The organism is Hymenobacter agri, assembly GCF_054778495.1.
In genome coordinates, this window is record NZ_BAAGZM010000011.1 from 1 (window position 1) to 24,043 (window position 24,043).

23 protein-coding genes, 1 tRNA gene and 2 pseudogenes are annotated in these 24,043 nt (G+C 58.8%); 5 read left to right on the forward strand and 21 right to left on the reverse strand.

Going from position 1 to position 24,043, the window contains the following annotated elements; genetic code table 11:
- A partial coding sequence (locus tag ACYVDE_RS01450) for a hypothetical protein (RefSeq protein ID WP_460499699.1) occupies positions 1-226 on the reverse strand: 226 nt, incomplete at its 3' end.
- A 345-nt stretch (positions 227-571) separates the two neighbouring features.
- Here ACYVDE_RS01450 and ACYVDE_RS01455 point away from each other — a divergent pair.
- The gene (locus ACYVDE_RS01455) at positions 572-1,144 is read left to right on the forward strand and encodes a 2'-5' RNA ligase family protein (RefSeq protein ID WP_460499700.1); all 573 of its coding nucleotides are present in this window, start codon (positions 572-574) and stop codon (positions 1,142-1,144) included.
- A 32-nt stretch (positions 1,145-1,176) separates the two neighbouring features.
- Here ACYVDE_RS01455 and ACYVDE_RS01460 read toward each other — a convergent pair whose 3' ends face one another.
- The 3 genes from ACYVDE_RS01460 to holA all read right to left on the reverse strand — a co-directional run bounded on the left by ACYVDE_RS01460 (position 1,177) and on the right by holA (position 3,275).
- Positions 1,177-1,866, reverse strand: coding sequence for a hypothetical protein (locus ACYVDE_RS01460; protein ID WP_460499701.1), 690 nt, complete (start codon positions 1,864-1,866; stop codon positions 1,177-1,179).
- A gap of 98 nt (positions 1,867-1,964) precedes the next feature.
- A complete protein-coding gene (locus ACYVDE_RS01465; RefSeq protein ID WP_460499702.1) occupies positions 1,965-2,159 on the reverse strand; it encodes a hypothetical protein in 195 nt (64 codons plus the stop codon).
- A gap of 57 nt (positions 2,160-2,216) precedes the next feature.
- Positions 2,217-3,275, reverse strand: coding sequence for a DNA polymerase III subunit delta (holA, locus tag ACYVDE_RS01470; protein WP_460499703.1), 1,059 nt, complete (start codon positions 3,273-3,275; stop codon positions 2,217-2,219).
- A gap of 152 nt (positions 3,276-3,427) precedes the next feature.
- Between holA and tyrS the strand changes: the two genes are divergently transcribed.
- The gene (tyrS, locus tag ACYVDE_RS01475; RefSeq protein ID WP_460499704.1) at positions 3,428-4,738 is read left to right on the forward strand and encodes a tyrosine--tRNA ligase; all 1,311 of its coding nucleotides are present in this window, start codon (positions 3,428-3,430) and stop codon (positions 4,736-4,738) included.
- A gap of 312 nt (positions 4,739-5,050) precedes the next feature.
- Here the strand turns inward: tyrS and ACYVDE_RS01480 are convergent.
- Together ACYVDE_RS01480 and ACYVDE_RS01485 are read right to left on the reverse strand one after the other, a co-directional pair.
- Positions 5,051-5,221: pseudogene (locus ACYVDE_RS01480) on the reverse strand (histone H1); the annotation flags it as partial.
- A gap of 255 nt (positions 5,222-5,476) precedes the next feature.
- The gene (locus ACYVDE_RS01485; RefSeq protein WP_460499705.1) at positions 5,477-6,724 is read right to left on the reverse strand and encodes an aminotransferase class I/II-fold pyridoxal phosphate-dependent enzyme; all 1,248 of its coding nucleotides are present in this window, start codon (positions 6,722-6,724) and stop codon (positions 5,477-5,479) included.
- A 338-nt stretch (positions 6,725-7,062) separates the two neighbouring features.
- Here ACYVDE_RS01485 and accC point away from each other — a divergent pair, with 338 nt between their 5' ends.
- Positions 7,063-8,577 (forward strand): acetyl-CoA carboxylase biotin carboxylase subunit, encoded by a 1,515-nt coding sequence (gene accC, locus ACYVDE_RS01490; protein ID WP_460499707.1) that lies wholly within the window; start codon positions 7,063-7,065, stop codon positions 8,575-8,577.
- Positions 8,578-9,086: 509 nt separating this feature from the next.
- Here the strand turns inward: accC and ACYVDE_RS01495 are convergent.
- Together ACYVDE_RS01495 and parS are read right to left on the reverse strand one after the other, a co-directional pair.
- Positions 9,087-9,578 (reverse strand): RES family NAD+ phosphorylase, encoded by a 492-nt coding sequence (locus ACYVDE_RS01495; RefSeq protein ID WP_460499708.1) that lies wholly within the window; start codon positions 9,576-9,578, stop codon positions 9,087-9,089.
- 86 nt (positions 9,579-9,664) lie between these two features.
- On the reverse strand, positions 9,665-10,108 hold the full coding sequence (gene parS, locus ACYVDE_RS01500) for a type II RES/Xre toxin-antitoxin system antitoxin (protein WP_460499709.1): 444 nt from the start codon (positions 10,106-10,108) through the stop codon (positions 9,665-9,667).
- Between the two features lie 139 nt (positions 10,109-10,247).
- On the opposite strand from parS, the gene ACYVDE_RS01505 reads away from it, so the two are divergent.
- Positions 10,248-10,667, forward strand: a complete 420-nt coding sequence (locus ACYVDE_RS01505) for a secondary thiamine-phosphate synthase enzyme YjbQ (RefSeq protein WP_460499710.1) — start codon at positions 10,248-10,250, stop codon at positions 10,665-10,667.
- 51 nt (positions 10,668-10,718) lie between these two features.
- On the opposite strand, the gene bshB1 is transcribed toward ACYVDE_RS01505, so the two are convergent.
- From bshB1 to ACYVDE_RS01545, 8 genes are all read right to left on the reverse strand, one after another.
- The gene (gene bshB1 / locus ACYVDE_RS01510) at positions 10,719-11,438 is read right to left on the reverse strand and encodes a bacillithiol biosynthesis deacetylase BshB1 (RefSeq protein ID WP_460499711.1); all 720 of its coding nucleotides are present in this window, start codon (positions 11,436-11,438) and stop codon (positions 10,719-10,721) included.
- Positions 11,439-11,571: 133 nt separating this feature from the next.
- Positions 11,572-12,645, reverse strand: coding sequence for a peptidoglycan DD-metalloendopeptidase family protein (locus ACYVDE_RS01515; protein ID WP_460499712.1), 1,074 nt, complete (start codon positions 12,643-12,645; stop codon positions 11,572-11,574).
- Between the two features lie 194 nt (positions 12,646-12,839).
- Entirely contained in the window at positions 12,840-13,772 is a 933-nt protein-coding gene (gene trxB / locus ACYVDE_RS01520) for an NAD(P)/FAD-dependent oxidoreductase (protein WP_460499713.1), read from the reverse strand.
- Between the two features lie 124 nt (positions 13,773-13,896).
- Positions 13,897-14,760 (reverse strand): sigma-70 family RNA polymerase sigma factor, encoded by an 864-nt coding sequence (locus ACYVDE_RS01525; protein WP_035566352.1) that lies wholly within the window; start codon positions 14,758-14,760, stop codon positions 13,897-13,899.
- Positions 14,761-14,884: 124 nt separating this feature from the next.
- Complete coding sequence (pnp, locus tag ACYVDE_RS01530) at positions 14,885-17,056, reverse strand: polyribonucleotide nucleotidyltransferase (protein ID WP_460499714.1); 2,172 nt, start codon at positions 17,054-17,056, stop codon at positions 14,885-14,887.
- 204 nt (positions 17,057-17,260) lie between these two features.
- Positions 17,261-17,536: a 30S ribosomal protein S15 gene (gene rpsO / locus ACYVDE_RS01535; protein WP_460499715.1), complete on the reverse strand. Its 276-nt coding sequence runs from the start codon at positions 17,534-17,536 to the stop codon at positions 17,261-17,263.
- 125 nt (positions 17,537-17,661) lie between these two features.
- Positions 17,662-19,125: an LptF/LptG family permease gene (locus tag ACYVDE_RS01540; RefSeq protein WP_460499716.1), complete on the reverse strand. Its 1,464-nt coding sequence runs from the start codon at positions 19,123-19,125 to the stop codon at positions 17,662-17,664.
- Positions 19,126-19,239: 114 nt separating this feature from the next.
- Positions 19,240-19,653: an START-like domain-containing protein gene (locus tag ACYVDE_RS01545; protein WP_460499717.1), complete on the reverse strand. Its 414-nt coding sequence runs from the start codon at positions 19,651-19,653 to the stop codon at positions 19,240-19,242.
- Positions 19,654-19,781: 128 nt separating this feature from the next.
- Here ACYVDE_RS01545 and ACYVDE_RS01550 point away from each other — a divergent pair.
- Positions 19,782-19,855 (forward strand) — tRNA-Met (locus ACYVDE_RS01550).
- A 176-nt stretch (positions 19,856-20,031) separates the two neighbouring features.
- Here the strand turns inward: ACYVDE_RS01550 and rplT are convergent.
- The 5 genes and pseudogenes from rplT to ACYVDE_RS01575 all read right to left on the reverse strand — a co-directional run.
- Positions 20,032-20,376, reverse strand: coding sequence for a 50S ribosomal protein L20 (rplT, locus tag ACYVDE_RS01555; protein WP_460499718.1), 345 nt, complete (start codon positions 20,374-20,376; stop codon positions 20,032-20,034).
- A 164-nt stretch (positions 20,377-20,540) separates the two neighbouring features.
- Positions 20,541-20,735, reverse strand: coding sequence for a 50S ribosomal protein L35 (gene rpmI, locus ACYVDE_RS01560; RefSeq protein WP_070731735.1), 195 nt, complete (start codon positions 20,733-20,735; stop codon positions 20,541-20,543).
- A gap of 192 nt (positions 20,736-20,927) precedes the next feature.
- Positions 20,928-21,485 (reverse strand): annotated as a pseudogene (gene infC / locus ACYVDE_RS01565) (translation initiation factor IF-3); the annotation flags it as partial.
- A 221-nt stretch (positions 21,486-21,706) separates the two neighbouring features.
- Positions 21,707-23,641: a threonine--tRNA ligase gene (gene thrS / locus ACYVDE_RS01570; protein WP_460499719.1), complete on the reverse strand. Its 1,935-nt coding sequence runs from the start codon at positions 23,639-23,641 to the stop codon at positions 21,707-21,709.
- Positions 23,642-23,768: 127 nt separating this feature from the next.
- Positions 23,769-24,043 (reverse strand): hypothetical protein (locus tag ACYVDE_RS01575; RefSeq protein WP_460499720.1); only part of this gene is annotated, 275 nt, incomplete at its 5' end.

Here is a 24,043-nt window from a genome sequence, read left to right on the forward strand (position 1 = left end):
GGTCAGCGGCGGCGGGGCCGGCCTGGCCGGCGCGCACCGGCTCGATGGCCAGATACGCCCGAAACGCTTCCTGAGCGGCACCGTACTGGCCGCGGTCAAACAGCTCCAATCCTTCCTGAAAGTGCCGTTCGTCGGCGGCAAAAACCTGGGTTTGCTGGGCGTAAGCCGCCACGGGAGCGGCGGCGCTCAGGGCGGCGGCCAGCGCCAGCCTCGGGAATAGCTTCATGAAATGTCCTTGCGTGGGGGGCCGCACCGGGCCCGGGAACTCGCCAAAAGTAGCGACAAATGGCCGTTGGGTTGCCCCGGCAACGTAGAAAAGCGGGTTTTCATTGTTGAAACCAACGTCCCAACGCTACCCTCACTCCTTTTCCCCTCGGCTCAACCGGTGGCGACTTAGCATCTGCCGAAATACTTTACGAATTATTACCGCCATTTGCGGCTGGCCAACAAGCGCCAGCATCGGCAACTCAAGCCGCGGGCATCCTGCGTGTTGCGGGGCCTTATGCATAATAAACCTCGGCCAATAAAGTATTGTATAGCAACACTATAAACACGTATGCAAGCATAACTCATGAAATTCCTATACCTCGTCGCCCTGCTGCCTCCGGAACCAGTCTTGGCCGAAACCTGGGCGCTGAAGCAGGAAGTGCATCACCTCACGGGCAGTCGCAATGCTGTGCGCCTGCCGCCGCACATTACGCTCATTCCGCCCCAGCACCAGCCCGACGACTTTGCGGCCGATTGCACCGTTGCCCTAGCCGCCTTCGCCGCTACCCAAAGCATTTTCCCGGTTGGGCTCGACGGCTTTGCTTGGTTCGGCGACCGCACGCTCTTCGTGCGGGTAAGTGAGTCCGCGGCCCTGCGTAAGTTCCACGCGGCGCTGCAGGATTGGTGCCAGCGGTGGCTGCCGGCGGTGCGCCCCGAAACCCGGCCCTTCACACCGCACCTCACGCTGGCCACCCGTGACTTGCCGCCCGCGCAGGTGCCCGCGCTTCAGGCCGCCTTCGCCGCCCGCGCCTACACCGCCACGTTTGCGGTGCATAACATCATCTTGTTTCGGCACGATGGGCAGCAGTGGCAGGCGCTATGCACATTCGACTTGCCGCCGGCAGCACATGGTGGTAACGAGGAGCAGCTGGACTAAAAATCTCGCAAGCTAAAAGAATTATTCTCGCGCTACTTGCCCGTTTTCCACTCCATCCCCGGTTGCAGCTTGCGATTGCCAAGTTCCGAAAACACTTCCACCCCTTCATCGCTCAGGAAAGCTTTCAGCGAAACAACATCGGTCGAATAGGCATCCAGAAACCGTTCAAACTGCCATCTAACCAGCAGCCCAGCCGCATTTAAATATGGCTCCGCATACTTTTCGAAACCCAGTAGCAGCTTACGTTGGGCATCCTCTTCATCCTGCGCGAGCACCAGCATAATCCGGTCTTCGTATTTCTGCAGCCCTCCGGTTTCATTCTCTATTTGAATGGCAAACCGGGCCTTGATGCTCCAAAAGCAACTTTTCGGCGATGCTTTTTTCCGATTGAATCCTTCAACAGACTCAATTGATATATTTTCAACTGCATCGGCAGCCAGTAAGTATGACAGGCGGCTTAGAGGCACAGTCACTTTTGCACCTATCGGCCGGAAATGACTGCCAGTTTTTTCAATTCCTGCATTTCCTAGCACGGCCTTAAGGGCGGTAAAGCTTTGCCGCATTTGCGCGGCTATACGCCGCGTTCTCTCCGCAGGTGGGTAAGTGAGAACCGTGCTGTAATGCGGATAAGGCACTATTATATGAACCTTCGCCAGATTATGTAGCTCGGGCAACACTTCGGGCGTCAAGCCCCATTCGTCCAGACCAAGTATTGCTTTCATGCTGTGATTATATACTGAAAGCTACACCACAAAAAAGCCCCGGCAGCTATTGCTACCGGGGCTTCTCAAGTTCCGGCCGGGGGCCGGATATCGTTCGACTACTTGAACTTGGGCACGTTGGGCAGGTTCAAATTGCCGTTTTTGTAGCGCTTGTAGAGGTAGGCGGCACCGGCGGCCAGCAGGGCGCCTTTTACGAGGCTGCCACCGGTCGAACCGCCGGCGCGGGTGCCATCTTCGTTCGTACGGTTGCCGCCAAACAGGCCGGAAATCAGGCCACCAAGGGTATTATTCATGAGTGAAATCAGGTTAAGGTGAAATACCCGCCTTCTACGGCCGCGCTGCCGCGGGTGTTACGCCAGCACGCCTGCCGGTACCGGGTGCAGAATCAGCCACACCAGTTCGCGCAGAATCTCGGCGTCGTCCATCGAGCCGCTTTCGATGCCCTTGCTCTGCGCATCGGCCCTTCTTATGGAATGAATCAGGCCCACTACCCGCTCGGCCGGGAATACGCGTAGCGCCTGCTGGTACTCCTTCTGCGCAAAGCTGTTCATAATGCCCAGACTCTTGAACACGCCATCGGGCGGGTTGGGGCCGGCCTGGTGGAGCACCAGCAGCTTGCTGAAAAAGTTGAACAGCAGCGTCAGGTTTGGGATGAGCGGGTTGGCCTTGGGGTTGGCCGCGAAGTAAGCCAGAATGCGGTTGGCCTTGAGCACGTCGCGCTGCACCAGCGCCTTCTGCAGCTCAAAGATGTTGTAGTCCTTGCTGATGCCCACCATGCGCTGCACCAGCTCCTCATCGATGGGCTGGTTGGGCTTGAGGTTGAGCACCAGCTTGTCGATTTCGTTAGCCAGCCGGCCCAAATCGGCCCCGATGTACTCGGCCAGCATGGCCGTGGCCTGCCCCGTAATTTGCAGATTACGCGCCCGCACATTGGCCGTGAGCCACTGCGGCACCTGGCTGTCGTAGAGCTTCTTGCTGGTCATCAGCACGGCCGGCGAGTCTTTGCCCGACAGCAGTTTGCCGAGCTTCTTACGCGAGTCCAGCGTTTTGTGCTTGTAGCAGAACACCAGCACGGTACTCGGCAGCGGATTTTTCAGGTAGGCCTCCAGAAAAGGCCAACTCCGCTCCTGCTCCAGGTCGGCCACGGTCTGGGCCTCTTTCACGATGACGACGCTGCGCTCGGCCATCATCGGGAAGCGCTTGGCCTGGCCCAGAATGGCCGTCACGTCCACGTCCTTGCCATACACCACGACCTGGTTGAAGCTGCGCTCATGCTCGGCCAGAGCGGTTTTTTCAATCAAATCGGCCACCACGTCAATGTAGTACGGCTCCTCGCCCTGCAAAAAATACACGGGCTGAAACTGGCGCTGCTGCAGCTGCTTCAATATCGCGTCGGCTTCGAGTATCAAGGGGCGAATGGCTGAATGGGTGGATGAGTGAATGGTTTCGGAGGCCATTCTTTCGGACTGGCAAAGGTAAAGCCGCCTAGTACCTTTGGGGCCACGTTTTGCGGGTGAACCACAAATCCGTTCACCCATTCACTCATTCAGCCATTCACCCCTTGAATCTCATTGAAGAACTGACCTGGCGCGGCATGTTTCACGACGCTATGCCCGGCACCGCCGAACACCTCGCCGCCAACGCGCCTATCACCGGCTACATCGGCTTCGACCCCACGGCCGCCTCGCTGCACATCGGCAACCTAGCCACCATTATGCTGCTGGTGCACCTGCAGCGCGCCGGCCACCGCCCGCTGGCCCTCGTGGGCGGCGCTACCGGCATGATTGGCGACCCCAGCGGCAAGTCGGCCGAGCGCAACCTGCTCGACGAAACCACCCTGCGCCACAACCAGGCCGGCATTCAGGCCCAGCTTGAAAAATTCCTCGACTTCACCGAAGGCCCCACCGGTGCCCTGGTGGTGAACAACTACGACTGGTTCAAGAACTTCGGCTTCCTGGAGTTTCTGCGCGAAGTGGGCAAGCACCTCACCGTGAACTACATGATGGCCAAGGACTCCGTGAAGCGCCGCATCGGTGGCGGCGAGGAAGGCGACAGCAGCGGCATCAGCTACACCGAGTTCAGCTACCAGCTGCTGCAGGGCTACGACTTCGTGCACCTCAACAAAACTCTTGGCTGCACCCTGCAAATGGGCGCCAGCGACCAGTGGGGCAACATCACCACCGGCACCGAGCTCATCCGCCGCCTCGCCAACGCCGACGAGCGCGAGGCCAAAGCCTACGCCCTCACCGGCCAGCTTATTACTAAGGCCGACGGCACCAAGTACGGCAAGTCCGAAACCGGCACCGTCTGGCTCGACCCCAAGCTCACTTCGCCTTACCAGTTCTACCAGTTCTTCCTGAACTCGGCCGATGCCGATGCGCCGCGCCTCATCCGCGTGTTCACGCTGCTGAGCAAGGAGGAAATTGAAGCCATCGAAGCCGAGCACGCCGCCGCCCCGCACCTGCGCATCCTGCAGAAAGCCCTCGCGGCCGACGTCACCACCCGCGTACACTCGGCCGAAGCTACCGAAGCCGCCATTGCCGCCTCGCAGGTCCTGTTCGGCGGTGGCGACCTCGCCTCGCTCGACGAAGCCACCCTGCTCGACGTATTTGCCGGCGTGCCGCACCTGCGCGTGCTGCGCGATGAAATGACCGAGCTCAACGCCGCCACCTTCCTCAGCGACTTCACGCTGCACAAAATCTTCCCATCCAAAGGCGAAGCCCGCAAGATGATTCAGGCCGGCGGCGTGAGCATAAACCGCGAAAAGGTAACCTCGCCCGACGCGCCCGTAGCCGCCCTGCAACACCTAGCCGGCAAATACCTCGTGGTGCAGAAAGGCAAGAAGAACTACTTCCTGGTGGAATTAGTCTAGAACCATCATTAAGTAGGGTGCGGGGCTTGCCCCCGCCCGTCGTTGAACGAAATCGGCACAGTGGCGAAACGTCCGGGCGGGGACAAGCCCCGCACCCTACCCGTCCAACCAACTACACTATACCAATAAAAAAGGCCCCGCCAAACAGCGGGGCCTTTTTCGCTATCTACAACATCCGTCGAATTCGCAGGGAATCCGACTAAGCCGTGATTACTTCTTCTTGGCAGGAGCAGCTTTTTTAGCAGCGGGAGCAGCAGCCTTCTTAGCAGGAGCAGCTTTCTTAGCATCAGCGGCCGGAGCAGCGCCAGCGGCGGCGTTCTTGGTGTTCTGCACTTCGGTGCGGAAAGCCTGAGCCATGGTCTTCAGCTCCTGCATGCCTTTGCGCACGCGGGTGCCAGCAGCGGCGTTGTTCTTGTCGTAGAATTTCGAGAAATCGTCTTCGAGCGACATCACGAGGTCTTTCAGTTTGCTGAAATTGTTCATCGGGGGTTGTGGGTTGGGGGTGAAAAATGAGCTTTGTAGGTCGTTAAGACGGCTCTAATATACAGGGGTTTCAAATACAAGCAACTTTTTTGCTTTTTTTCTAAAACCCCCTCCCCTGCCACTAAGGGCCGATTTTGCTTCCAAAAACCCCATTTGCAGCAAGTAGCGCTAAACCCCTTAGCTTAGAATAGTTCAAAAATAAAAAAGCCGGCCACCCTCGCGGGCAGCCGGCGCAATGTGCCCTGGCGGGCTGTTTTAAGCCGTTTGCTGAGTGGCAGCAGCTTTGCTGTACAGGCCCTTATCGAGCTTAGCGGCCACGGCCTCAAACGCCGCAATCGTTTCCTGTACATCGTCGAGCGTGTGCACGGCCGTCGGAATCAGACGCAGCATAATCACGCCCTTGGGCACCACCGGATACACCACGATGGAGCAGAAAATGCCGTGATTCTCGCGTAAATCGAAGGTTAGGGCCGTGGCATCGGGGATTTCACCGTTCAGGAACACGGGCGTTACTGGCGATTCGGTGGTGCCAATGTTGAAGCCTTTTTCCTTCAGGCCGCTTTGCAGGGCGCGCACCACGGTCCAGAGGTTTTCGCGGTACTCGGGGTGGTTGCGAATCAGCTCCAGGCGCTTCAGCGCACCAATTACGAGCGGCATGGGCAGCGATTTGGCGAAAATCTGGCTACGCATGTTGTAACGCAAATATTCAATAACGCTTTCGGGCCCGGCCACGAATGCGCCGATGCTGGCCATGCTCTTGGCGAAGGTGTAAAAAATCAGGTCGACGCCCTCGGTGCAGCCCAAATGTTCGGCCGTACCAGCGCCCGTGGGGCCCAGCGTGCCGAAGCCGTGCGCGTCGTCGACGAAGATGCGGAAGTCGAATTTCTTCTTCAATTCCACGATTTCGCGCAGCTTGCCCAGGTTGCCCGACATGCCGAACATGCCCTCGGTAATCACGAGGATACCGCCGCCGGTTTCATCGGTCATGCGCTTGGCGCGCTCGAGCTGCTTTTCGAGGTTGGCAATGTCGTTGTGCGGAAACACGAAGCGCTTGCCCTGGTGCAGGCGCACGCCATCGATGATGCAGGCGTGCGACTCGGCGTCGTACACAATCACGTCGTGGCGGCTCACCAGCGAGTCGATGATGCTCACCACGCCCTGGTAGCCGAAGTTGAGGAGCAACGCGGCGGGCTTGTGCACGAAATCGGCCAGCTCGTTTTCGAGGCGCTCGTGATTGGTCGAGTTGCCGCTCATGATGCGGGCGCCCATCGGATAGGCCATGCCGTAGTCGGTGGCGCCGTCGATGTCGGCCTGCCGCACTTCGGGGTGGTTGGCCAGGCCCAGGTAGTTATTCAGGCTCCAGGTCAGGACCGTTTTGCCGCGGAATTGCATGCGGGGGTTGATTTCGCCTTCGAGCTTGGGGAAGGTGAAATAGCCGTGGGCGTAGTGCGAGTGCGAGCCAAGCGGGCCGCGGTTCGCCGAAATCCGGTCGAAAATATCCACTGAAAAAACGGGAATTAGGTGGTGAGGGAACGCGCTAAAACGACCGTGCCGGGCAGATTAAGCTGCTACCCAACAGGCCGAACCACAAAGGTAGCCACAGGCCGCCGATGTGCATAATTTGGGCATCATAACCGCAGAATGCCCGCAGGGTTTGCCGGTGGGGCGTGGTTTCGCAGTTTCTTTGCGGGCGGTTTGCTATTTCCGCACCGCCAAAAGAACGTCATGCTGAGCTTGTCGAAGCATCTCTACCGCAGCAGTAATTCATTTACTACTGCGGTAAAGATGCTTCGACAAGCTCAGCATGACGGCCAATCTAACTCGTTCTCCGCTCCCACCCAATGAAAAAAATCTCCAAGCTGCTCGTTGCCAACCGTGGCGAAATTGCCCTGCGCGTGCTGCGCTCGGCCAAGGAAATGGGCATTGCCACCGTGGCCATCTATTCCGAAGCCGACCGCAACGCCCTGCACGTGCGCTACGCCGACGAGGCCGTGTGCGTGGGCCCGCCCGCCAGCAAAGACAGCTACCTGCGCGGCGACAAAATCATTGAAGTCTGCCAAGAGTTGGGTGTTGATGCCATTCACCCCGGCTACGGCTTCCTCTCGGAGAATGCCGGCTTTGCGCGCATGGTGCGCGAGGCGGGGCTGATTTTCGTGGGTCCCAGTCCCGAGGCCATGGAAATTATGGGCGACAAGCTCTCGGCCAAGCAGGCCGTGCTGGCCTACAATATTCCGCTGGTGCCGGGCACGGCCGAGGCTATTTCCGACGTAGCCGAAGCCAAGCGCATTGCCGAGGAAGTGGGCTTCCCCATTCTCATTAAGGCTTCGGCCGGCGGCGGCGGCAAGGGCATGCGCATCGTGAGCAACGTAGCTGAGTTTGAGGAGCAGATGCAGCTAGCCATCAACGAAGCCGTGTCGGCCTTCGGCGACGGCGCGGTGTTCATCGAGAAGTTCGTGACCGGCCCGCGCCACATCGAGATTCAAGTGCTGGGCGACGAGCACGGCAACATCGTGCACCTGTTCGAGCGCGAGTGCAGTATTCAGCGCCGCCACCAGAAGGTGATTGAGGAAGCGCCTTCGTCGGTGCTCACGCCCGAGCTGCGCGCCGAAATGGGCCGCTGCGCCGTCGACGTGGCCCGCGCCTGCAACTACGCCGGCGCCGGTACTGTGGAGTTCCTGCTCGACGACCAGCGCAACTTCTACTTTCTGGAGATGAACACCCGCCTGCAGGTGGAGCACCCCGTGACGGAGCAAATCACCGGCCTCGACCTGGTGAAGGAGCAAATCCGCGTGGCCGAGGGCTACCCGCTGCCCTTCGCACAGGACGACCTCACCATCACCGGCCACGCCTTGGAGCTGCGCATGTACGCCGAAGACCCGCAAAACAACTTCCTGCCCGACATCGGAAATTTGACCACTTACGTGCGCCCCCAAGGCCCTGGCGTCCGCGTCGATGACGGTTTTGAGCAGGGCATGGACATTCCGATTTACTACGACCCGATGATTGCCAAGCTGGTCACTTTCGGGGCCGACCGCCAGGAGGCTATTGCCCGCATGCTGCGCGCCATCGAGGAGTATCAAATCACGGGCATCGAAACCACGCTGGGCTTCGGCCGCTACGTGCTGACGCACCCCGCCTTCGTGAGCGGCGACTTCGACACCAACTTCATCAAGGACCACTTCACCCCCACCACCCTCGCCCCCGCCGCCCCCGACGAGGCCACGGCCAAGGTAGCCGCCGCGCTCGGCGCCCTGCTGCTGAGCGAGAAAAAGCCGAAAACGGCCGCCGCCACAGGCGAAACTTCTGGCACGGAGGCTTCAAGCGGCTGGCGCCGGAACCGGCTGGGCGTGCGGTAGAGCACGCCCTTCGCACTATTGTAGTTCACTCTGGTTTTGACTGTTCACTTTTAGGGCAGCGCACAATAGTGCTATTACATAAATGAATAAGAACCCTTTAACTATGCTCGCGATAGTAGTTAACTACTATCTATATCTTTTCTACCAAAAGTGGAATGAAAATCCTTGGTGGCATGCTATACAAGTATCTGGATTTCTGTTCTCTATAAATTTAGCGGAAATAGGGTACTTGCTTGGATTATTTAATCGGCCATTACCCGGAGGATTATTTACTATTTTTTCAGTTATTATCGCAATGATGTCTTTAAACTATTTTCTTGTTTTTCACAATAAAAAAGAAGTCGACACATTTTTGCAATTGAGTCATGCTGACATAAAAAAAAGACAAAAATATTTTATAATATTTTGGATTTACATGTGCGCAACTCTCATTCCTTTCTCTGCTTATGTTTTCAACACCGTAAGCCATTTGAAATGAAAAAATTTCCCAAGGACTGAGCCAGCGGAAACTAAAATTGCTCGGCCTTAATCCGCGGGTCGAACGCAAAATCCTCCCAGCCCACAATCTTCACCTGCGCAAAATCCGGGTGGCGGGTATTGAGCACGTAGTTGTGCTCGTGGGCGATGATGGACGACGGCACCCGCAGCACGGCGGCCGTTTGGCGGCGGTACCAGACGTCACCCAGCGGCTGGCAGCGGGCGTAGTGGCGCGGCAGTTGCCACTCGGGCGGCATCTGGTCCAGCGTTATCTCCTCGATGGCCAGCGTATCGGGCACTTCGATGCGAATGACTTTGAAGAGGCTGTTGAGGCCTTCGCCGCTGCGGTGCACCACGTTTTCTAGGCAGGCCAGGGCGCGGCTGCCGGCGGCGTAAATAACCAGCTGGCCGCGCAGATTCCAGCGGCCGGGGTTGCCGGAGGCGACGAGCTCGCCGGCGTATTTGGCCAGGCAGATGCGGTAGATTTCCACGTATTGAACGTCATGCAGCGCGCAGCGAAGCATCTTGCGTGCGGCAGTAAGCCTGTCATTTTGATTAGTGGCGGCACGCGAGATGCTTCGCTGCGCGCTGCATGACGTTCTAAATAAATCTAAGCAAAGTCGCCGTGGGCAATGCGGTCTACTTCGTCGGCTACGAGGTCGATGCCGCCGCTGGTTTCGAGCAGGGCCAGCGGGGGCTGGTTGTCGAGGCCGTAGGCGGGCTTATCGAGCCAGCGGCGGAAGGCGGGCAGGGCGCCGAAGACCTCCTCACCTTGGCGGGCCACGGCCAGCAGCTTGAGGATTTGCTCGCTGGCCGCTGGGCCGAGCCGCTTCTTGCCCTCGCGGTAAGCGCGCAGGGTTTTGGTGGTGGTGTGCAACAGGGCGGCCAACTCATCGGCGCTGAGCTTGAGCAGGGCGGCCACGTCGAAGGCAATTTTGGCGGGCACGCCGGTGCGGGCTTCCATCACGAGGGCGAAGGAATCGGCCACGGTGGCTTGCAGCCCCCGCAGGGCGGGCGAATACACGGCGGTGGGCGGAGTGGCGGCGGCAGTCATGGGCGTACAGAAATATTGCGTTCCCAAAGATGGGAAATATTTCTCCAACAACGGGGAAATATTTCCTTTGGTTTCAACAGGCAGCACCTACCAGCATGCTTACCTGCCGTATGCTTACCAGATTATTAATACCAAACCAATGGTTTTTCAGAAACAGCTGCGGTTGCCGGCCATGCGCCGGGGCTTCCACCTCATCACCGAATACATAGTACAGGAGCTGCCCGAGCTGATGCGGGTGCGGGCTGGGCTACTACACGTGTTCATTCAGCACACCTCGGCCAGCTTGTGCCTGAATGAAAACGCCGACCCCACGGTACGTCATGACTTTGAGCAGTTTTTCAACCGCTTAGCCCCCGAAAACGCCCCCTATTTCCGGCACAATTCCGAAGGCCCCGACGACATGCCCGCCCATCTGAAAGCCGCGCTGCTGGGCAGCAGCGTCAGCATCCCGGTGATGAACGGGCACCTGGCGCTGGGTATCTGGCAGGGCATCTACCTGGGCGAACACCGCGACCACGGCGGCCGGCGCACGCTGGTAGTGACGCTGATGGGCGAATGAGGCGGCAAAATGATATTATGGCCGGCGGTCAGGGCTGTAGCAGATATTAAGTTACAGCAGGTCGCCCACCTCGCGCACGCCCACCGGGCGCGCCACGGTGAAGCCCTCCCCAAACTCTACCCCAATGATGTGGCCAAATTCCCGTGCCCGCGCCTCCATAAACCGGCCGAAGGCCTGGCTCGAGAGGTAGGTTTGCGGGGCGTCCAAATCAGGGTTGAAGAACTGGGTTTTGAAGGCCTGAATGGCCTCCCACTTCTTCTCCCAGTGCGGCGTAATGTCGACCACGAAAGCGGGCGGCAGCTGCCGGTCCTGGATGTAGTGATATACGTTTTTGGGCCGCCACGCCTCCTGGGGCTGGCCGTCGTCGCCCAGCGTTTCAATCATGCGCAAGCCGGCCAGAAAGCAGGCATCGATGGCCAGCTGGGCGGCCCGGCCGTGGTCGGGGTGCCGGTCGGTAATGGCATTGGCCAGCACCACCTCGGGCCGGTAGCGCCGAATGGCGGCAATGAGCGGCAGCTGGTGCTCCCGGTCGTTGCGAAAGAACCCATCGGGCATGCCCAGGTTTTCCCGAATATCAATGCCCAGAATTTTACTCGATGCGGCCGCCTCTTCGGCCCGGGTAGCCGGCGTGCCACGCGTGCCCAGCTCGCCCCGCGTAAAATCGACAATGCCGACTTTTTTGCCTACTGCCATGGCGGCCAGCAACGTACCGGTGCAGGACATTTCCACGTCGTCGGGATGCGCACCAAGGGCCAAGATGTCGAGTTGCATATTCGTTGTTGATAAGAGAAAAGGAACGTCATGCTGAGCGCAGCTGAAGCATCTTTCCCGCGCAAGTAATTCATTTACTACTGCGGTAGAGATGCTTCGGCTGCGCTCAGCATGACGTTCTGGTTCGTTTGATTTATTTAATCCGCAGCTTTTTACCGGGCTGCAGCGTGCGCACGCCGGGGTTGAGCTTTTTGAGCGTGCTTACGCGCACGCCGTAACGCTCGGCTACTTCCGAGAGCGTATCACCCGAGCGCACCTTATGCGTCACCGTCTGGCGCGCCCGCGAGGGCCGGCCACTGCCGCCGCCGTGGCTACGGCCCAGCGCCCGGCTGTAGTAGTTGAACAGCGCCGCCGTGATAGTGAAATTGTCCTTCCGCAGCTTGTAGCCGGGGAAATCGTACATCAGCGCCGGGTTGATGGGGTTGCCTTGGTAGCGCACCTCAAAGTGCAGGTGCGAGCCCGTGCTACGCCCCGTGCTGCCGCCGTAGCCAATCAGCTGGCCAGCTTTCACGAAAGTGCCCACCGGCACCAGCGACTTGCTTAGGTGGCCGTAAATCGTCTCCAGACCATTGTAGTGGCGCACCAGAATGTAATTACCATAGCCGCCGCCGTCCCAGGCCTGAATGCGCACCACACCGTCGTAAGCCGCCCGCACCGAGTCGCCGGTTTCCAGGTCGAGGTCCATGCCGTAGTGCCAGCGGTAGCCCCGGAAGGCAAAGCCCGAGGTAATGGGCGTGGTTACAAGGGGCATTTTGGCGTAGCGCTGCCGGGCCGGGTCGGTCAGGTGCAGCTTCAGCGAGTCGCGGTAGCTGCGGCCGTCCACGCGGTACGGGTTTACGCGGTGCGTATCCCAGATGGAATAGTAGCCGGCCACCTTCACCCACGACGAGTCAATCAACACTTCTTCCGACATCTCCACGATTTCCTGCCCACCTTCGTTCAGCGTCGTGGTGTCTTCACTCACGATGCTGAGCTTCTTGGCCGGGTTGAAGTAGATGGACTTCGCGGCATCGGAATTGTCATCGGGCAGTTCCTCGGTTTCAATTACCGTAGTGGTATCGGGGCGCACGTAGCGCATCTTCGGCGTTTTAATGCGGAAGAAGTCTGAGCTACCGGTTTTCGCTTTGCTGCGCGCCGGCTTGCGCTTCTGCGCCTGGGCCGGGTTCAGCCCCGCCAGCAGCCAAAGCAGCGCCAGTAACAGCAGCACCGGGCGCAAAGATGTTGTTTTCAGGAAAGTCAAAAGCAATATTTTTTAGCCAGTAATCAACAGAACGTCATGCTGAGCTGGTCAAAGCATCTCGGCCGCGTAACTAATCAATTTGATTGAGTTTACTACTGCGGCAGAGATGCTTTGACCAGTTCAGCATGACGTTCTGCTGTGATGACGTTCAAAAAGCAAATTTAGTGTATCCCGGCGGCGGCGAGGTAGCGCTCGGCGTCGAGGGCGGCCATACAGCCGGAGCCGGCGGCTGTTACAGCTTGGCGGTAGGTGTAGTCCTGCACGTCGCCGCAGGCAAATACGCCATCGATGTTGGTCTTGCTGCTGCCGGGAATCGTCTTCAGGTACCCCTGCTCGTCGTGGTGCAGGTAGGGCTGGAAAATCTTCGAGTTGGGCTCGTGGCCGATGGCTACGAAAAAGCCCGTCAGCGGAATTTCGCGGGTTTCGTGGGTCAGCACGTTCTTCACGCGTACGCCTTCCACCGCGTGCTCGCCCAGAATCTCATCCGTCACGGTGTCGAACAGCACCTCAATCTTGGGGTTCTCCAGCACGCGCTTCTGCATGATTTTCGAGGCCTTCATCTCGCTCTTGCGCACAATCATCGTCACCTTGCTGCACAGGTTGGCGAGGTAGGTCGCTTCCTCGGCGGCGGTGTCGCCGGCACCCACGATGGCCACTTCCTGCCCGCGGTAGAAGAATCCATCACAAACGGCACAGGCCGACACGCCCGAACCGTTCAGCTTGGCCTCCGAGGGCAATCCTAGCCACTTGGCCGAAGCCCCGGTGGCAATAATCACGGCATCGGCCGTCAGCTCAGTGGTTTCGTCTATGGTCACGCGGCGGGGCGTTACCGAAAAATCAACCGCCGTGGCAATTCCGTAGCGGATATCGGTACCGAAGCGGGTGGCCTGCTTTTTCAGGTCTTCCATCATCTCGGGGCCCATGATGCCGTCGGGATAGCCAGGGAAGTTCTCCACGTCATTCGTGATGGTGAGCTGGCCGCCGGGCTGCAGGCCCATGTACATAACGGGCGCCATGTTGGCGCGGGCGGCGTAAATAGCAGCAGTATAACCAGCCGGGCCAGAGCCGATAATCAGGCACTTGATGTGTTCCATATGGGAGCGCACGCATCAGCTTGCGCATTTTAAAGTCAATGTGAAGGGACGCATGCAAAAACATGCGCTACAAAAAACCCCAACCTTACAGCCGGGGTTTTTCAACAACAAAACTACGCAGAAGTTAGCCCAGATACGGCTTCAGCGCCTTCGAGCGCGAAGTGTGGCGCAGGCGGCGAATGGCTTTTTCCTTAATCTGACGAACCCGCTCGCGGGTCAGGTTAAACTTCTCGCCGATTTCTTCCAGCGTGAGGGCAGCTTCGCCGTTCAGGCCGAAGTAGAGCGTAATCACGTCGGCTTCGCGCTTGGTGAGCGTGCTCAGCGCGCGTTGCACTTCCTTGCGGAGCGAGTCGTTCATCAGGGCCATGTCCGGCGACTCCTCGTCCTCGTTTTCGAGCACGTCGAGCAGGCGATTTTCCTCGCCCTGCACAAACGGAGCATCCACCGATACGTGGCGGCCCGAAATCTTGAGCGTGTCCACCACTTCCGAGGTGGTCAGTTCCAACACTTCGGCAATTTCTTCGGGCGACGGCTCGCGCTCGAATTTCTGCTCCAGCTCCGAGAACGATTTGCTGATTTTGTTCAGCGAACCCACGCGGTTCAGGGGCAGACGCACGATGCGGCTCTGCTCGGCCAAGGCCTGCAGAATCGACTGGCGAATCCACCACACGGCGTAGGAAATGAATTTAAAGCCACGGGTTTCATCGAAGCGCTTGGCCGCTTTGATGAGGCCGAGGTTGCCCTCGTTGATGAGGTCGCCGAGGCTAAGACCCTGGTTCTGATACTGCTTAGCTACCGACACTACGAAGCGCAGGTTAGCTTTGGTCAGCTTTTCCAGTGCCTGCTGGTCCCCGTCGCGGATGCGCTGCGCGAGCGTCACCTCCTCATCGGGCGTGAGCAAATCAACCTTGCCAATCTCCTGGAGATATTTATCCAGCGACTGGCTTTCGCGGTTGGTAATCTGCTTACTGATTTTTAGCTGTCTCATTGGGGACTAGGTAAGAACGATATCTGATGGGATTATACGTAAGAAAATGCCGCCCGGGCAGTCCCCTAAGTCAGAGGAAGCCAACAGGCTTCCCCCGACATTAGTTCACCGCTACGGCCGGGCTTTAGGCTTTGGCCTCGCCGTTGCTGGCGGCCGCACCTTCCGGTTTCGGCAGCAGCACTTTGCGCGAGAGCCGGTATTTGCCGGTTTTCTTGTCGATTTCCACCAGTTTCACGTCGATGTCCTGGCCCACTTCGAGCAGGCCTTCCAGCGTCTGAATCCGCTCGTGCGTCACTTCCGAGATGTGCAGCAGGCCGTCTTTGCCGGGCATAATCTCCACGAAAGCGCCGTAGGGCTGAATGCTGCGCACTTTGCCCTTGTAGGTTTCGCCCACTTCGGGCTGGGCCGCGATGGCGCGAATCCGGTCGATGGCGCCCTGCATGTCCTCCTGGTTGGAAGCGTAGATGCTCACGTGGCCCTTCTCGTCCTTCTCCTCGATAATCACCGTGGCGTTGGTGTCCTTTTGAATCTGCTGAATCACCTTGCCGCCCGGTCCGATTACCGCGCCGATGAATTCTTTGTCAATCAGCATCTTGTGCGAGCGGGGCGTGTGAGGCTTCAGCTCAGCGGCCGGGGCCGAAATCGTCTTGGCCATCTCGCCCAGAATGTGCAGGCGGCCTTCGCGGGCCTGGTGCAGCGCGGCGGTCAGAATCTCATTGCTCAGACCCTGGATTTTGATATCCATCTGGCAGGCGCAAATGCCTTTCTCGGTGCCAGTTACTTTGAAGTCCATGTCGCCGAGGTGGTCCTCGTCGCCGAGAATGTCGCTCAGCACGGCATACTCACCGGTTTCCTTATCCTGCACGAGGCCCATGGCAATACCGGCCACAGGAGCCGACACTTTCACGCCGGCATCCATCAGCGCCAGCGAGCCGGCGCACACCGTAGCCATCGAGCTAGAGCCGTTCGACTCCAGGATGTCCGACACGATGCGGATAGTGTAGGGGTTCTCCTCGTCCGAAGGCAGCACCTGCTTCAGCGAGCGCAGCGCTAGGTTGCCGTGGCCGATTTCGCGGCGGCCGGCGCCGCGGTTCGGCTTCACTTCGCCGGTCGAGAAACCGGGGAAGTTGTAGTGCAGCATGAATTTCGAGAAGCCCTTGTTCAGGGGCTGGTCCACAATCTGCTCGTCGAGCTTGGTGCCGAGCGTCACCGTGGTGAGGCTTTGCGTCTCGCCGCGGGTGAAGATGGCCGAGCCGTGAGCACCGGGCAGGTAGTTGATTTCCGACCAGATGGGGCGGATTTCGGTGAGCTGGCGGCCGTCGAGGCGCACGCGCTCCTTCACCATCATGTCACGAATCGCCTTCTTCTCGGCCGAGCCGTAGTAGCGACCGAACTGCTTCATGTCCAGCTCGGGCTGTTCGGCCACAAGCTGCTCCAGAAACGCCTTTTTCACCAGCGAGAAGCCCTCTTTGCGGCCCTGCTTGCTGGTGTTGCCCGAGCGGGCCACGTCGTAAGCACCCTGGTAGATGCCTTCGTGGATGCGCTTTTTCAGGTCTTCGTTCTCGTCGTATTTAGGGTAGTCGCGGGTGGGCGAGTCAGCGGTGCGGCCCACGGCCGCGGCCAGGTCCTTCTGCAGCTGGCACTGGGCCTTGATGGCTTCGTGGCCGAAGGCGATGGCCGCTACCATCTCCTCTTCGCTCACTTCCTTCATGGCACCTTCCACCATGGCCACGGAGTCGGCGGTAGCGCCCACCATCAGGTCCATGTCGGCGCGGGCTAGGTCGGAGGTTTTGGGGTTGATGTGGAACTGGCCGTCGATGCGCGCCACGCGCACTTCGGAAATCGGGCCGGCAAACGGAATGTCGGAAATCGACAGCGCGGCCGAGGCAGCCAGGGCGGCCAGCGCGTCGGGCTGTACTTCTTTATCGGCCGAGATGAGGGTAATCATCACCTGCACCTCGTAGTGGTAGTCTTTGGGGAACATCGGCCGCAGAATGCGGTCGACGAGGCGGCAAATCAGGATTTCGTAGTCGCTCAGGCGGCCTTCGCGGCGCTGGAACGAACCGGGAATCTTGCCGGCCGAGCCGAATTTCTCCTGGTAGTCTACCGACAGGGGCAGAAAATCAACGCCGTCGCGCTGGCTCGGGGCCGAAACCACCGTGGCGAGCAACATGGTATCGCCGAGGCGAACCACGACGGCACCGTCGGCGAATTTGGCCAGCTTGCCGGTTTCAATAGAGATGACGCGGCCGTCGGGCAGCGCCAGGGTTTTGGTAATGGCGTGGGGTTGGGACATCAGCGGGATTTGCTTGGAAAAGCGACAGCGGGCGAGCAGCCAAAAACGAGCGCCGCACTACGGCTCTCGCTACTCATAACATAAACACAACAGCGGTGCGCCGATACAACCAACCATCGGGAGCGGCCTCGGCGCCAAACCAACCCGAACAAAAAAAGAGTAGGGAACCTTCGTTGGAAGGCTCCCTACTCTCAGACTCTGGACTTACTTACGGATGCCCAGCTCCTTGATGATGGCGCGGTAGCGGTTGATTTCGCGGTGCTGCAGGTAGTCCAGCATGCTGCGACGCTTACCTACGAGCTTGAGCAGACCTAGGCGGGTGCTGTGGTCCTTCTTGTTTGCCTTCAGGTGCTCGGTGAGGTGGATGATGCGGTGCGTGAAGAGGGCAATCTGCGCCTCGGCCGAGCCAGTATCGGTTTTCACTTTTTGCAGGCTGTTCTTTTCGAAGATGGCCTGTTTTGCTTCGGTGGTCAGTTTCATCAGTTGATAGGTGTTACCCCGTCTTAGATTGGAGATGAAAAAAAGAAAATTAAACACCCCGTACTTCGGGGTGCCGCAAAGGTACGCAATTTAAAAGCAGGATAAAAGCGTCGTGCGGAGATTTATCACCGCGTTTGAGCCGCAATTTTCTCTTCCGGCTCCGTGATTTTGCGCAGGGCCGGAATGCCCAGGCGCTGCGGCAGCCGCCGCCAGAAGTCGAGTTCCAGCAGGCCAGAGTCGTTGTAGGCTTGGTAGAGGAAGAACAAGCCCGCCGGCAGCAGTACCAGGTTCGACAGCCACATGCCCACGCCTACCGGCATCACGAATTCGCGCCCGTACTTCTCGCCCATGATGCTAAGCACGTAGTACACGATGAAAAACAGAATGGAAATGAGAATGGGCACACCCAGCCCGCCCTTCTTGATGATGGAGCCCAGCGGCGCGCCAATCAGGAACATCAGCAGCACGGCTACCGACTGCGTGTATTTGCGGTACACCTCGATGCGAAACAGGGCAGAGTTGCGGGCGTACTCATTCAGTCGGTCGGCCGTAGAGTTGGCAAAGCCCATCAGATTACGGGCCCGGTTCTGGGCCTGCTCCAGAATCATGCTGTTGACTGGCGGCAGCTTTTTCTCATCGACCTGAATAATTTCAGCCTTCCGGTTGCCGGCCCGGCCGGTGGTATCAAACCGGGCATAGGTGTAGTAGGCGTTCATCTGGCGAGGTACCTGGCTCTCCTCCTGATGGAGCTTACGCTGCACCGAATCGGTGGCCTGATGCAGTTGCCCAATGTTAAGCATCATGCGGTTGGTCGAAAACAGCTCCTTTTGCGTGTGGCCCAATCCAAAGGAGGCCAATGAAAACGTCACCATGTTGTGGTCGAACCCCTGGCGAATGAAGCTGGCACCGGCCCTGTCGGAAGCGTCGGGCTGCTCCACGTAGCTGTGGCCGTGGTAGAGTTCCAGCCCCAGATAGCCGCCATTGAAACGCGTGAACATGCGGCCCGAGTCGGCCAGCATCACCGTCGAGTTGCCCGACTTCTGGGTATGGTCATAAATCATCACCCCGTGCAGGTGGTCGCCATTCTCGCCGGTTTTCTTATCTACTTTGATGGTGTAGCCAGGAATACCGCTGTAGAAAACCCCTTCGCGGATGTCGAGGGCTAATTTTTGCTGGCGCACGTCCCAAAGCAGGCTATAGGCATTCAGGTTTGCTTTCGGCACAATAATCTCATTGTACCAGAACGCGCCCACGGCCAAAACCGCCGTAAGCAGCGCTACCGGCCGCAAGATGCGCGTCAGCGCAATACCCGAGGCCTTGATGGCCGTTAGCTCGTGGTGCTCGCCAAGGTTGCCGTAGGTCATCAGCGAGGAGAGCAGCACCGCCAGCGGCAGCGACACCGGTACAATGAGCAAGCTGAAGTAGAACAGCAACTGCAGCAGCACGCCCGTGCCCAAATCCTTGCCAATGATGTCATCAAGGTATTTGAGCAGCGTGTGGGTAAGCAGAATAAACTGCACCACCGCAAACGTGAGCAGAAACGGCCCGGCAAAGGCCTTCAGAATCAGCTTATCGAGCTTTTTAAGCATAGGGCTATCCAACTAAAACGGCTACGGCCGCGGACTATCAACGCCACGACGGGCAAAAAAGTACCCCGCCGGCCGTGCCAACGGGGTACGCTGCAAGCGGGCGGGACTGCAAAGTTAGCCCCCTACCTGCTCCTTCAGCTTCGCCACGAGACCATCCCACATTTCGTGCTGCTCGGCCGAATCTTGCGCGTTCGAATAATCTACCACGCGCAGATACACTTCATCCGTCACCTGCGACGAATCAAGCGAGAACTCCAGAAAGTTAGCATCGGGTTGGGGCTGGCGATTCTCGTCGAGAAACACAAACCGGACGTTGCGATTCAGGCGCTGAGCCGAAATTTCGGCGAAATGGTTCTCGTGGTCCCAGATAAAATTGAGGCGCTGGCCGTCTACGTAGCGCACATCATCGCAAAACCAGTGCGTGAGGCCCGAGGCCGTAGCCAGATAAGGAAAAAGAATTTTAGGCGACGCGTTAATGGGGAATTCCGCTACGAAGCGCGCTTTCGTTTGAGTATCAGATAATGCCATTGGAGGAAGTCGAAAATTCGGCGCCCCCACCGGTTCCGAAACGACGGGGCGCAACATAAAAACAGTGTTTTTTGGGCTGTGGGCTTGCATAGAAGGTTTTTGTTCCTACCTTTGCACCCACAAAACCCGGCGGGGTAGCTCAGCTGGTTAGAGCACAGGATTCATAACCCTGAGGTCGGCGGTTCGAGCCCGCCTCCCGCTACGTCGAAAACCGTTTCAGCCTTGTGTTGGAGCGGTTTTTTCGTTTCCGGCCCTCGCGTGCTGATGCGGACTGGACTACATCTATGCAGAAGCACCGAGCTGAGTACGCCTGAAACAAGAAGACGCTGGACCCGCAAATGGGCCAGCGTCTTCTTGGTCAATAGCGCGCAGGGGCAATTATTTTACCTTCTCCACGATGCCTTTGAAGGCAGCAGGGTGGTTCAGGGCCAAGTCCGCCAGCACTTTGCGGTTGAGTTCGATGCCAGCCTTTTTCAGGCCGCCCATCAGCTGCGAGTACGACAGGCCGTGCTCGCGAGCACCGGCGTTGATACGCTGAATCCAGAGGGCGCGGAATTCGCGCTTCTTTACTTTGCGGTCCCGGTAAGCGTAAGTGAGGCCTTTTTCAACGGCGTTTTTCGCTACGGTCCACACGTTTTTGCGACGGCCATAATAGCCTTTCGCCAAACGCATTACTTTTTTCCGACGGTGGCGCGAGGCCACGTGGTTGACACTTCTTGGCATAACCTTGAGAGTTTTTGGCAGCCGGCGCCCAGCATCTGCTGAAGCTTAAAGTTGCGGCCGGAAGCCTGGTTGAGATAAAATTATGAGTTGGTGAGTTGGTGAGTATTGACTGGAAAAAGGGAGTATACGAAACTCACCAGTTCACCAACTCACCAGTTCACCATTTAGAAATTGAGCATCTGACGCACGCGATTCATGTCGGCGCTGCTCACCAGACCCGTGTGGGTCAGGCCGCGCTTCTGCTTGGTCGTCTTCTTGGTCAGAATGTGCGATTTGAAGGCGTGCTTCCGCTTCACCTTGCCCGTTCCGGTGAGCGCGAAGCGCTTCTTGGCACCGGATTTCGTCTTTACTTTCGGCATTGTAGTGGTTGTTGGAGGGTTGGTTGTTGATTGTTGATTGCTCACCGACCGGGGGTCGAAAAGCCATCCACAACCGGGTAAAAGCTATTCGGCGGCGTCGGTAGTAGCCGTTTCGGAGGTCTTTTCGCTGGCCGGTTTGGCAGCCTTCTTGTCTTTGCCATCGGGCGCGGCAACGGCCGGCTTGGCGGCAGGTTTCGCTACGATGGCCGCTTTGGGCGCGAGGTAAAGGAACATGCGCTTGCCTTCGAGCTTGGGCAGCTGCTCCACTTTGGCCAGGTCTTCGAGGGCCTGGGCAAACTTGAGCAGCAGGATTTCGCCCCGCTCCTTAAACACAATGCTGCGGCCCACGAAGTGCACGTAGCTCTTGATTTTGGCGCCTTCCTTGAGGAATTCGCGGGCGTGCTTCAGCTTGAACTCAAAGTCGTGGTCGTCGGTGTTGGGACCGAAGCGAATTTCCTTGATAACGACCTTGGTTTGCTTGGCTTTCAGCTCGCGGGTCTTCTTCTTCTGCTCGTACTTAAATTTCGAGTAGTCGATGACGCGGCAAACGGGCGGCACAGCCGTGGGCGAAATCTCGACCAAGTCGAGGTTCTGCTCCTGGGCCATGCGGCGGGCTTGGTCGACGGGATAGATACCCTGCTCGACGTTGTCGCCCACCAGACGCACTTCGCGGGCGGTAATTTTTTGGTTGATTTTGAACGGCTCTTCCACCTGCTGGCGGGGCACGTACCGACGGTTCGGGGCTGCTATGGCTGGGGTCCTCCTGCTAAAAAAGTGGCGGGGAATGGGTTTGAGACGGCTTCTGGCCGGGTAGGCCTTGGCAATCAGGGGGCAAATATCGGTATTTATATTGGCAAAGGCAAGCCGGAAACGGAATGAATTAGGTCGGAATGCAAAAAAAGAGCGTCGTGCCTCCGCTATGCGCGGCACGACGCTCTTTTTCCAGTGCTTTTTAATTGATAAAAAGCGAATTACATCGCCTCCACCATCTGGCTTTGCACACTCTGCACGAAGGCTTCGAGCGACATCGAGCCGAGGTCGCCCTCGCCGTGGCGGCGCACCGAGATGACGTTGTCCTGGGCTTCCTTCTCCCCTACTACCAGCAGATAAGGAATCTTGCCCATTTCGGCGTCGCGGATTTTGCGGCCGATGCGTTCATCGCGGCCATCGACGGTGCCGCGCAGGTCGTGCTGCTCCAGCTGCGCCTTCACCTGGTAGGCGTAGTCGGCGTACTTGTCGGAGATGGGCAGCACGATAAACTGCTCGGGCGTGAGCCAGAGCGGGAAGTTGCCGCCGCAGTGCTCAATAAGCACGGCCACGAAGCGCTCGAGCGAGCCGAACGGGGCGCGGTGAATCATCACCGGGCGCTGCTTGGAATTATCGGCGGCGGTGTATTCGAGGTCGAAACGCTCGGGGAGGTTGTAGTCGACCTGAATGGTACCCAGCTGCCAGCGGCGGCCGATGGCGTCGCGCACCATGAAGTCGAGCTTGGGGCCGTAGAAGGCCGCCTCGCCGTACTCGGTCACGGTATTCAGCCCCTTTTCGAGGGCGGCTTCCTGAATGGCGGTTTCGGCCTTCTCCCAGTTCTCGTCGGAGCCGATGTACTTGGTTTTGTTGTCGGGGTCGCGTAGCGAAATCTGGGCCGTGAAGTCGGGGAAGTCCAGGGCTTTGAGCACGTAGAGTACGATGTCAATTACCTTGGTGAACTCCTCCTTCACCTGGTCGGGGCGGCAGAAGATGTGGGCATCGTCCTGCGTAAAGCCGCGCACGCGGGTGAGGCCATGCAGCTCACCACTCTGCTCGTAGCGGTACACGGTGCCGAACTCGGCGAGACGCACGGGCAGGTCGCGGTAGCTGCGGGGCTCGGTTTTGTAGATTTCGCAGTGGTGCGGGCAGTTCATCGGCTTGAGGAAAAATTCCTCGCCGGGGTTGGGCGTTTTGATGGGCTGGAACGAGTCGGCGCCGTACTTCTCGTAGTGGCCGCTGGTCACGTACAGCTCCTTGGCGCCAATGTGGGGCGTCACGACGGGCGAGTAGCCGGCCTTGAGCTGGGCGCGGCGCAGGAACTGCTCGAGGCGCTCGCGCAGGGCGGTGCCTTTGGGCAGCCACAGCGGTAGCCCCGCCCCTACTTTCTCGGAGAAAGCAAACAGCTTCAGCTCTTTGCCCAGCTTGCGGTGGTCGCGGCGCTTGGCTTCTTCTAGGCGTTCGAGGTACTCGGCCAGGTCCTTGGCTTTGGGGAAGGTGATGCCGTAGAGGCGCGTGAGCTGCTTGTTCTTCTCATCGCCGCGCCAGTAGGCGCCGGCCACGTTCATCAGCTTGGCGGCCTTGATGTTGCCCGTATCGGGAATGTGTGGGCCACGGCAAAGGTCGGTGAAGCCGCCCTGCGTGTAGAAGGTGATGTTGCCGTCTTCGAGGTTTTCGAGCAGTTCCAGCTTGTAGGGGTCCTGCTTGTCGGTGAAGTAGGCGATGGCGTCGGCCTTGGAAACCTCCTTGCGGATGTACTGGCTCTTGTTTTTGGCCAGCTCCAGCATCTTTTTCTCGATTTCGGGGAAGTCTTCGCTGCTGATGCTGCGGCCTTCGCCGAGGTCGACGTCGTAGTAGAAGCCGTTTTCGATGGCCGGGCCGATGGCCAGCTTCACGCCGGGGTACAGCGCTTCGAGGGCTTCGGCCATGAGGTGAGCCGAGGAGTGCCAGTAGGTGGATTTGCCAGCGGTGTCGTTCCAAGTGAGGATGCTGACCTGCGCGTTGTCGGGCAAGGGGCGATGGATGTCGCGGACTTCGCCGTTGACTGATACGGCCAAGGCGTTGCGGGCGAGGCCCTCGGAAATGCTGGCGGCCAGGTCGTAGCCGCTGGCGCCGGCGGCCAGCTGCCGCACGGAACCGTCGGGGAGCGTGATATTGAGCATAGTGCTAAGTAAAATGGCCCTGTTGGGGGCAGGCAGGGCGCAAGTTAGCACTTGTACCGGGAGGGCGGGCACTTTTTGCTGCCAAAATGCCTGCTATCATCGGCCGCAGCCCCTCAGCCCGACGCGGTTATTGCGCCGAAGCGGGCTTCAGCACGTTGACTGGGGCCAGGGGCTCGAGGCCAACCGGACGAGCGGCCCGACGCAGGAACGGACGGGCGCGACGGCGCAGGCTATCGGGCAGAGTAGCATCGGCCAGCTTCCAGGCCTTGAATGTCCAGTGCTGATTACCTGGGTTTTCGGCCACCAGCAACCGGTACTGCGTGAGGGCTTCGGGCAGGCGGTGTTGCTCCTCATACGCTTCGGCGAGCAGGGCCCGGGCTTCGGGCAGGCGGGGGTTGCGGC

What these genes read in the sequence shown, in the direction of transcription:
- ACYVDE_RS01545 (WP_460499717.1), bottom strand. Translation starts at nt 19,653, where the DNA reads ATGGCATTATCTGATACTCAAACGAAAGCGCGCTTCGTAGCGGAATTC.
- thrS (WP_460499719.1), bottom strand. Translation starts at nt 23,641, where the DNA reads ATGCTCAATATCACGCTCCCCGACGGTTCCGTGCGGCAGCTGGCCGCC.
- ACYVDE_RS01495 (WP_460499708.1), bottom strand. Translation starts at nt 9,578, where the DNA reads ATGCTTCGCTGCGCGCTGCATGACGTTCAATACGTGGAAATCTACCGC.
- bshB1 (WP_460499711.1), bottom strand. Translation starts at nt 11,438, where the DNA reads ATGCAACTCGACATCTTGGCCCTTGGTGCGCATCCCGACGACGTGGAA.
- ACYVDE_RS01460 (WP_460499701.1), bottom strand. Translation starts at nt 1,866, where the DNA reads ATGAAAGCAATACTTGGTCTGGACGAATGGGGCTTGACGCCCGAAGTG.
- ACYVDE_RS01505 (WP_460499710.1), top strand. Translation starts at nt 10,248, where the DNA reads ATGGTTTTTCAGAAACAGCTGCGGTTGCCGGCCATGCGCCGGGGCTTC.
- rpsO (WP_460499715.1), bottom strand. Translation starts at nt 17,536, where the DNA reads ATGAAACTGACCACCGAAGCAAAACAGGCCATCTTCGAAAAGAACAGC.
- trxB (WP_460499713.1), bottom strand. Translation starts at nt 13,772, where the DNA reads ATGGAACACATCAAGTGCCTGATTATCGGCTCTGGCCCGGCTGGTTAT.
- ACYVDE_RS01455 (WP_460499700.1), top strand. Translation starts at nt 572, where the DNA reads ATGAAATTCCTATACCTCGTCGCCCTGCTGCCTCCGGAACCAGTCTTG.
- ACYVDE_RS01465 (WP_460499702.1), bottom strand. Translation starts at nt 2,159, where the DNA reads ATGAATAATACCCTTGGTGGCCTGATTTCCGGCCTGTTTGGCGGCAAC.
- rplT (WP_460499718.1), bottom strand. Translation starts at nt 20,376, where the DNA reads ATGCCAAGAAGTGTCAACCACGTGGCCTCGCGCCACCGTCGGAAAAAA.
- parS (WP_460499709.1), bottom strand. Translation starts at nt 10,108, where the DNA reads ATGACTGCCGCCGCCACTCCGCCCACCGCCGTGTATTCGCCCGCCCTG.
- ACYVDE_RS01540 (WP_460499716.1), bottom strand. Translation starts at nt 19,125, where the DNA reads ATGCTTAAAAAGCTCGATAAGCTGATTCTGAAGGCCTTTGCCGGGCCG.
- pnp (WP_460499714.1), bottom strand. Translation starts at nt 17,056, where the DNA reads ATGTCCCAACCCCACGCCATTACCAAAACCCTGGCGCTGCCCGACGGC.
- ACYVDE_RS01525 (WP_035566352.1), bottom strand. Translation starts at nt 14,760, where the DNA reads ATGAGACAGCTAAAAATCAGTAAGCAGATTACCAACCGCGAAAGCCAG.
- rpmI (WP_070731735.1), bottom strand. Translation starts at nt 20,735, where the DNA reads ATGCCGAAAGTAAAGACGAAATCCGGTGCCAAGAAGCGCTTCGCGCTC.
- accC (WP_460499707.1), top strand. Translation starts at nt 7,063, where the DNA reads ATGAAAAAAATCTCCAAGCTGCTCGTTGCCAACCGTGGCGAAATTGCC.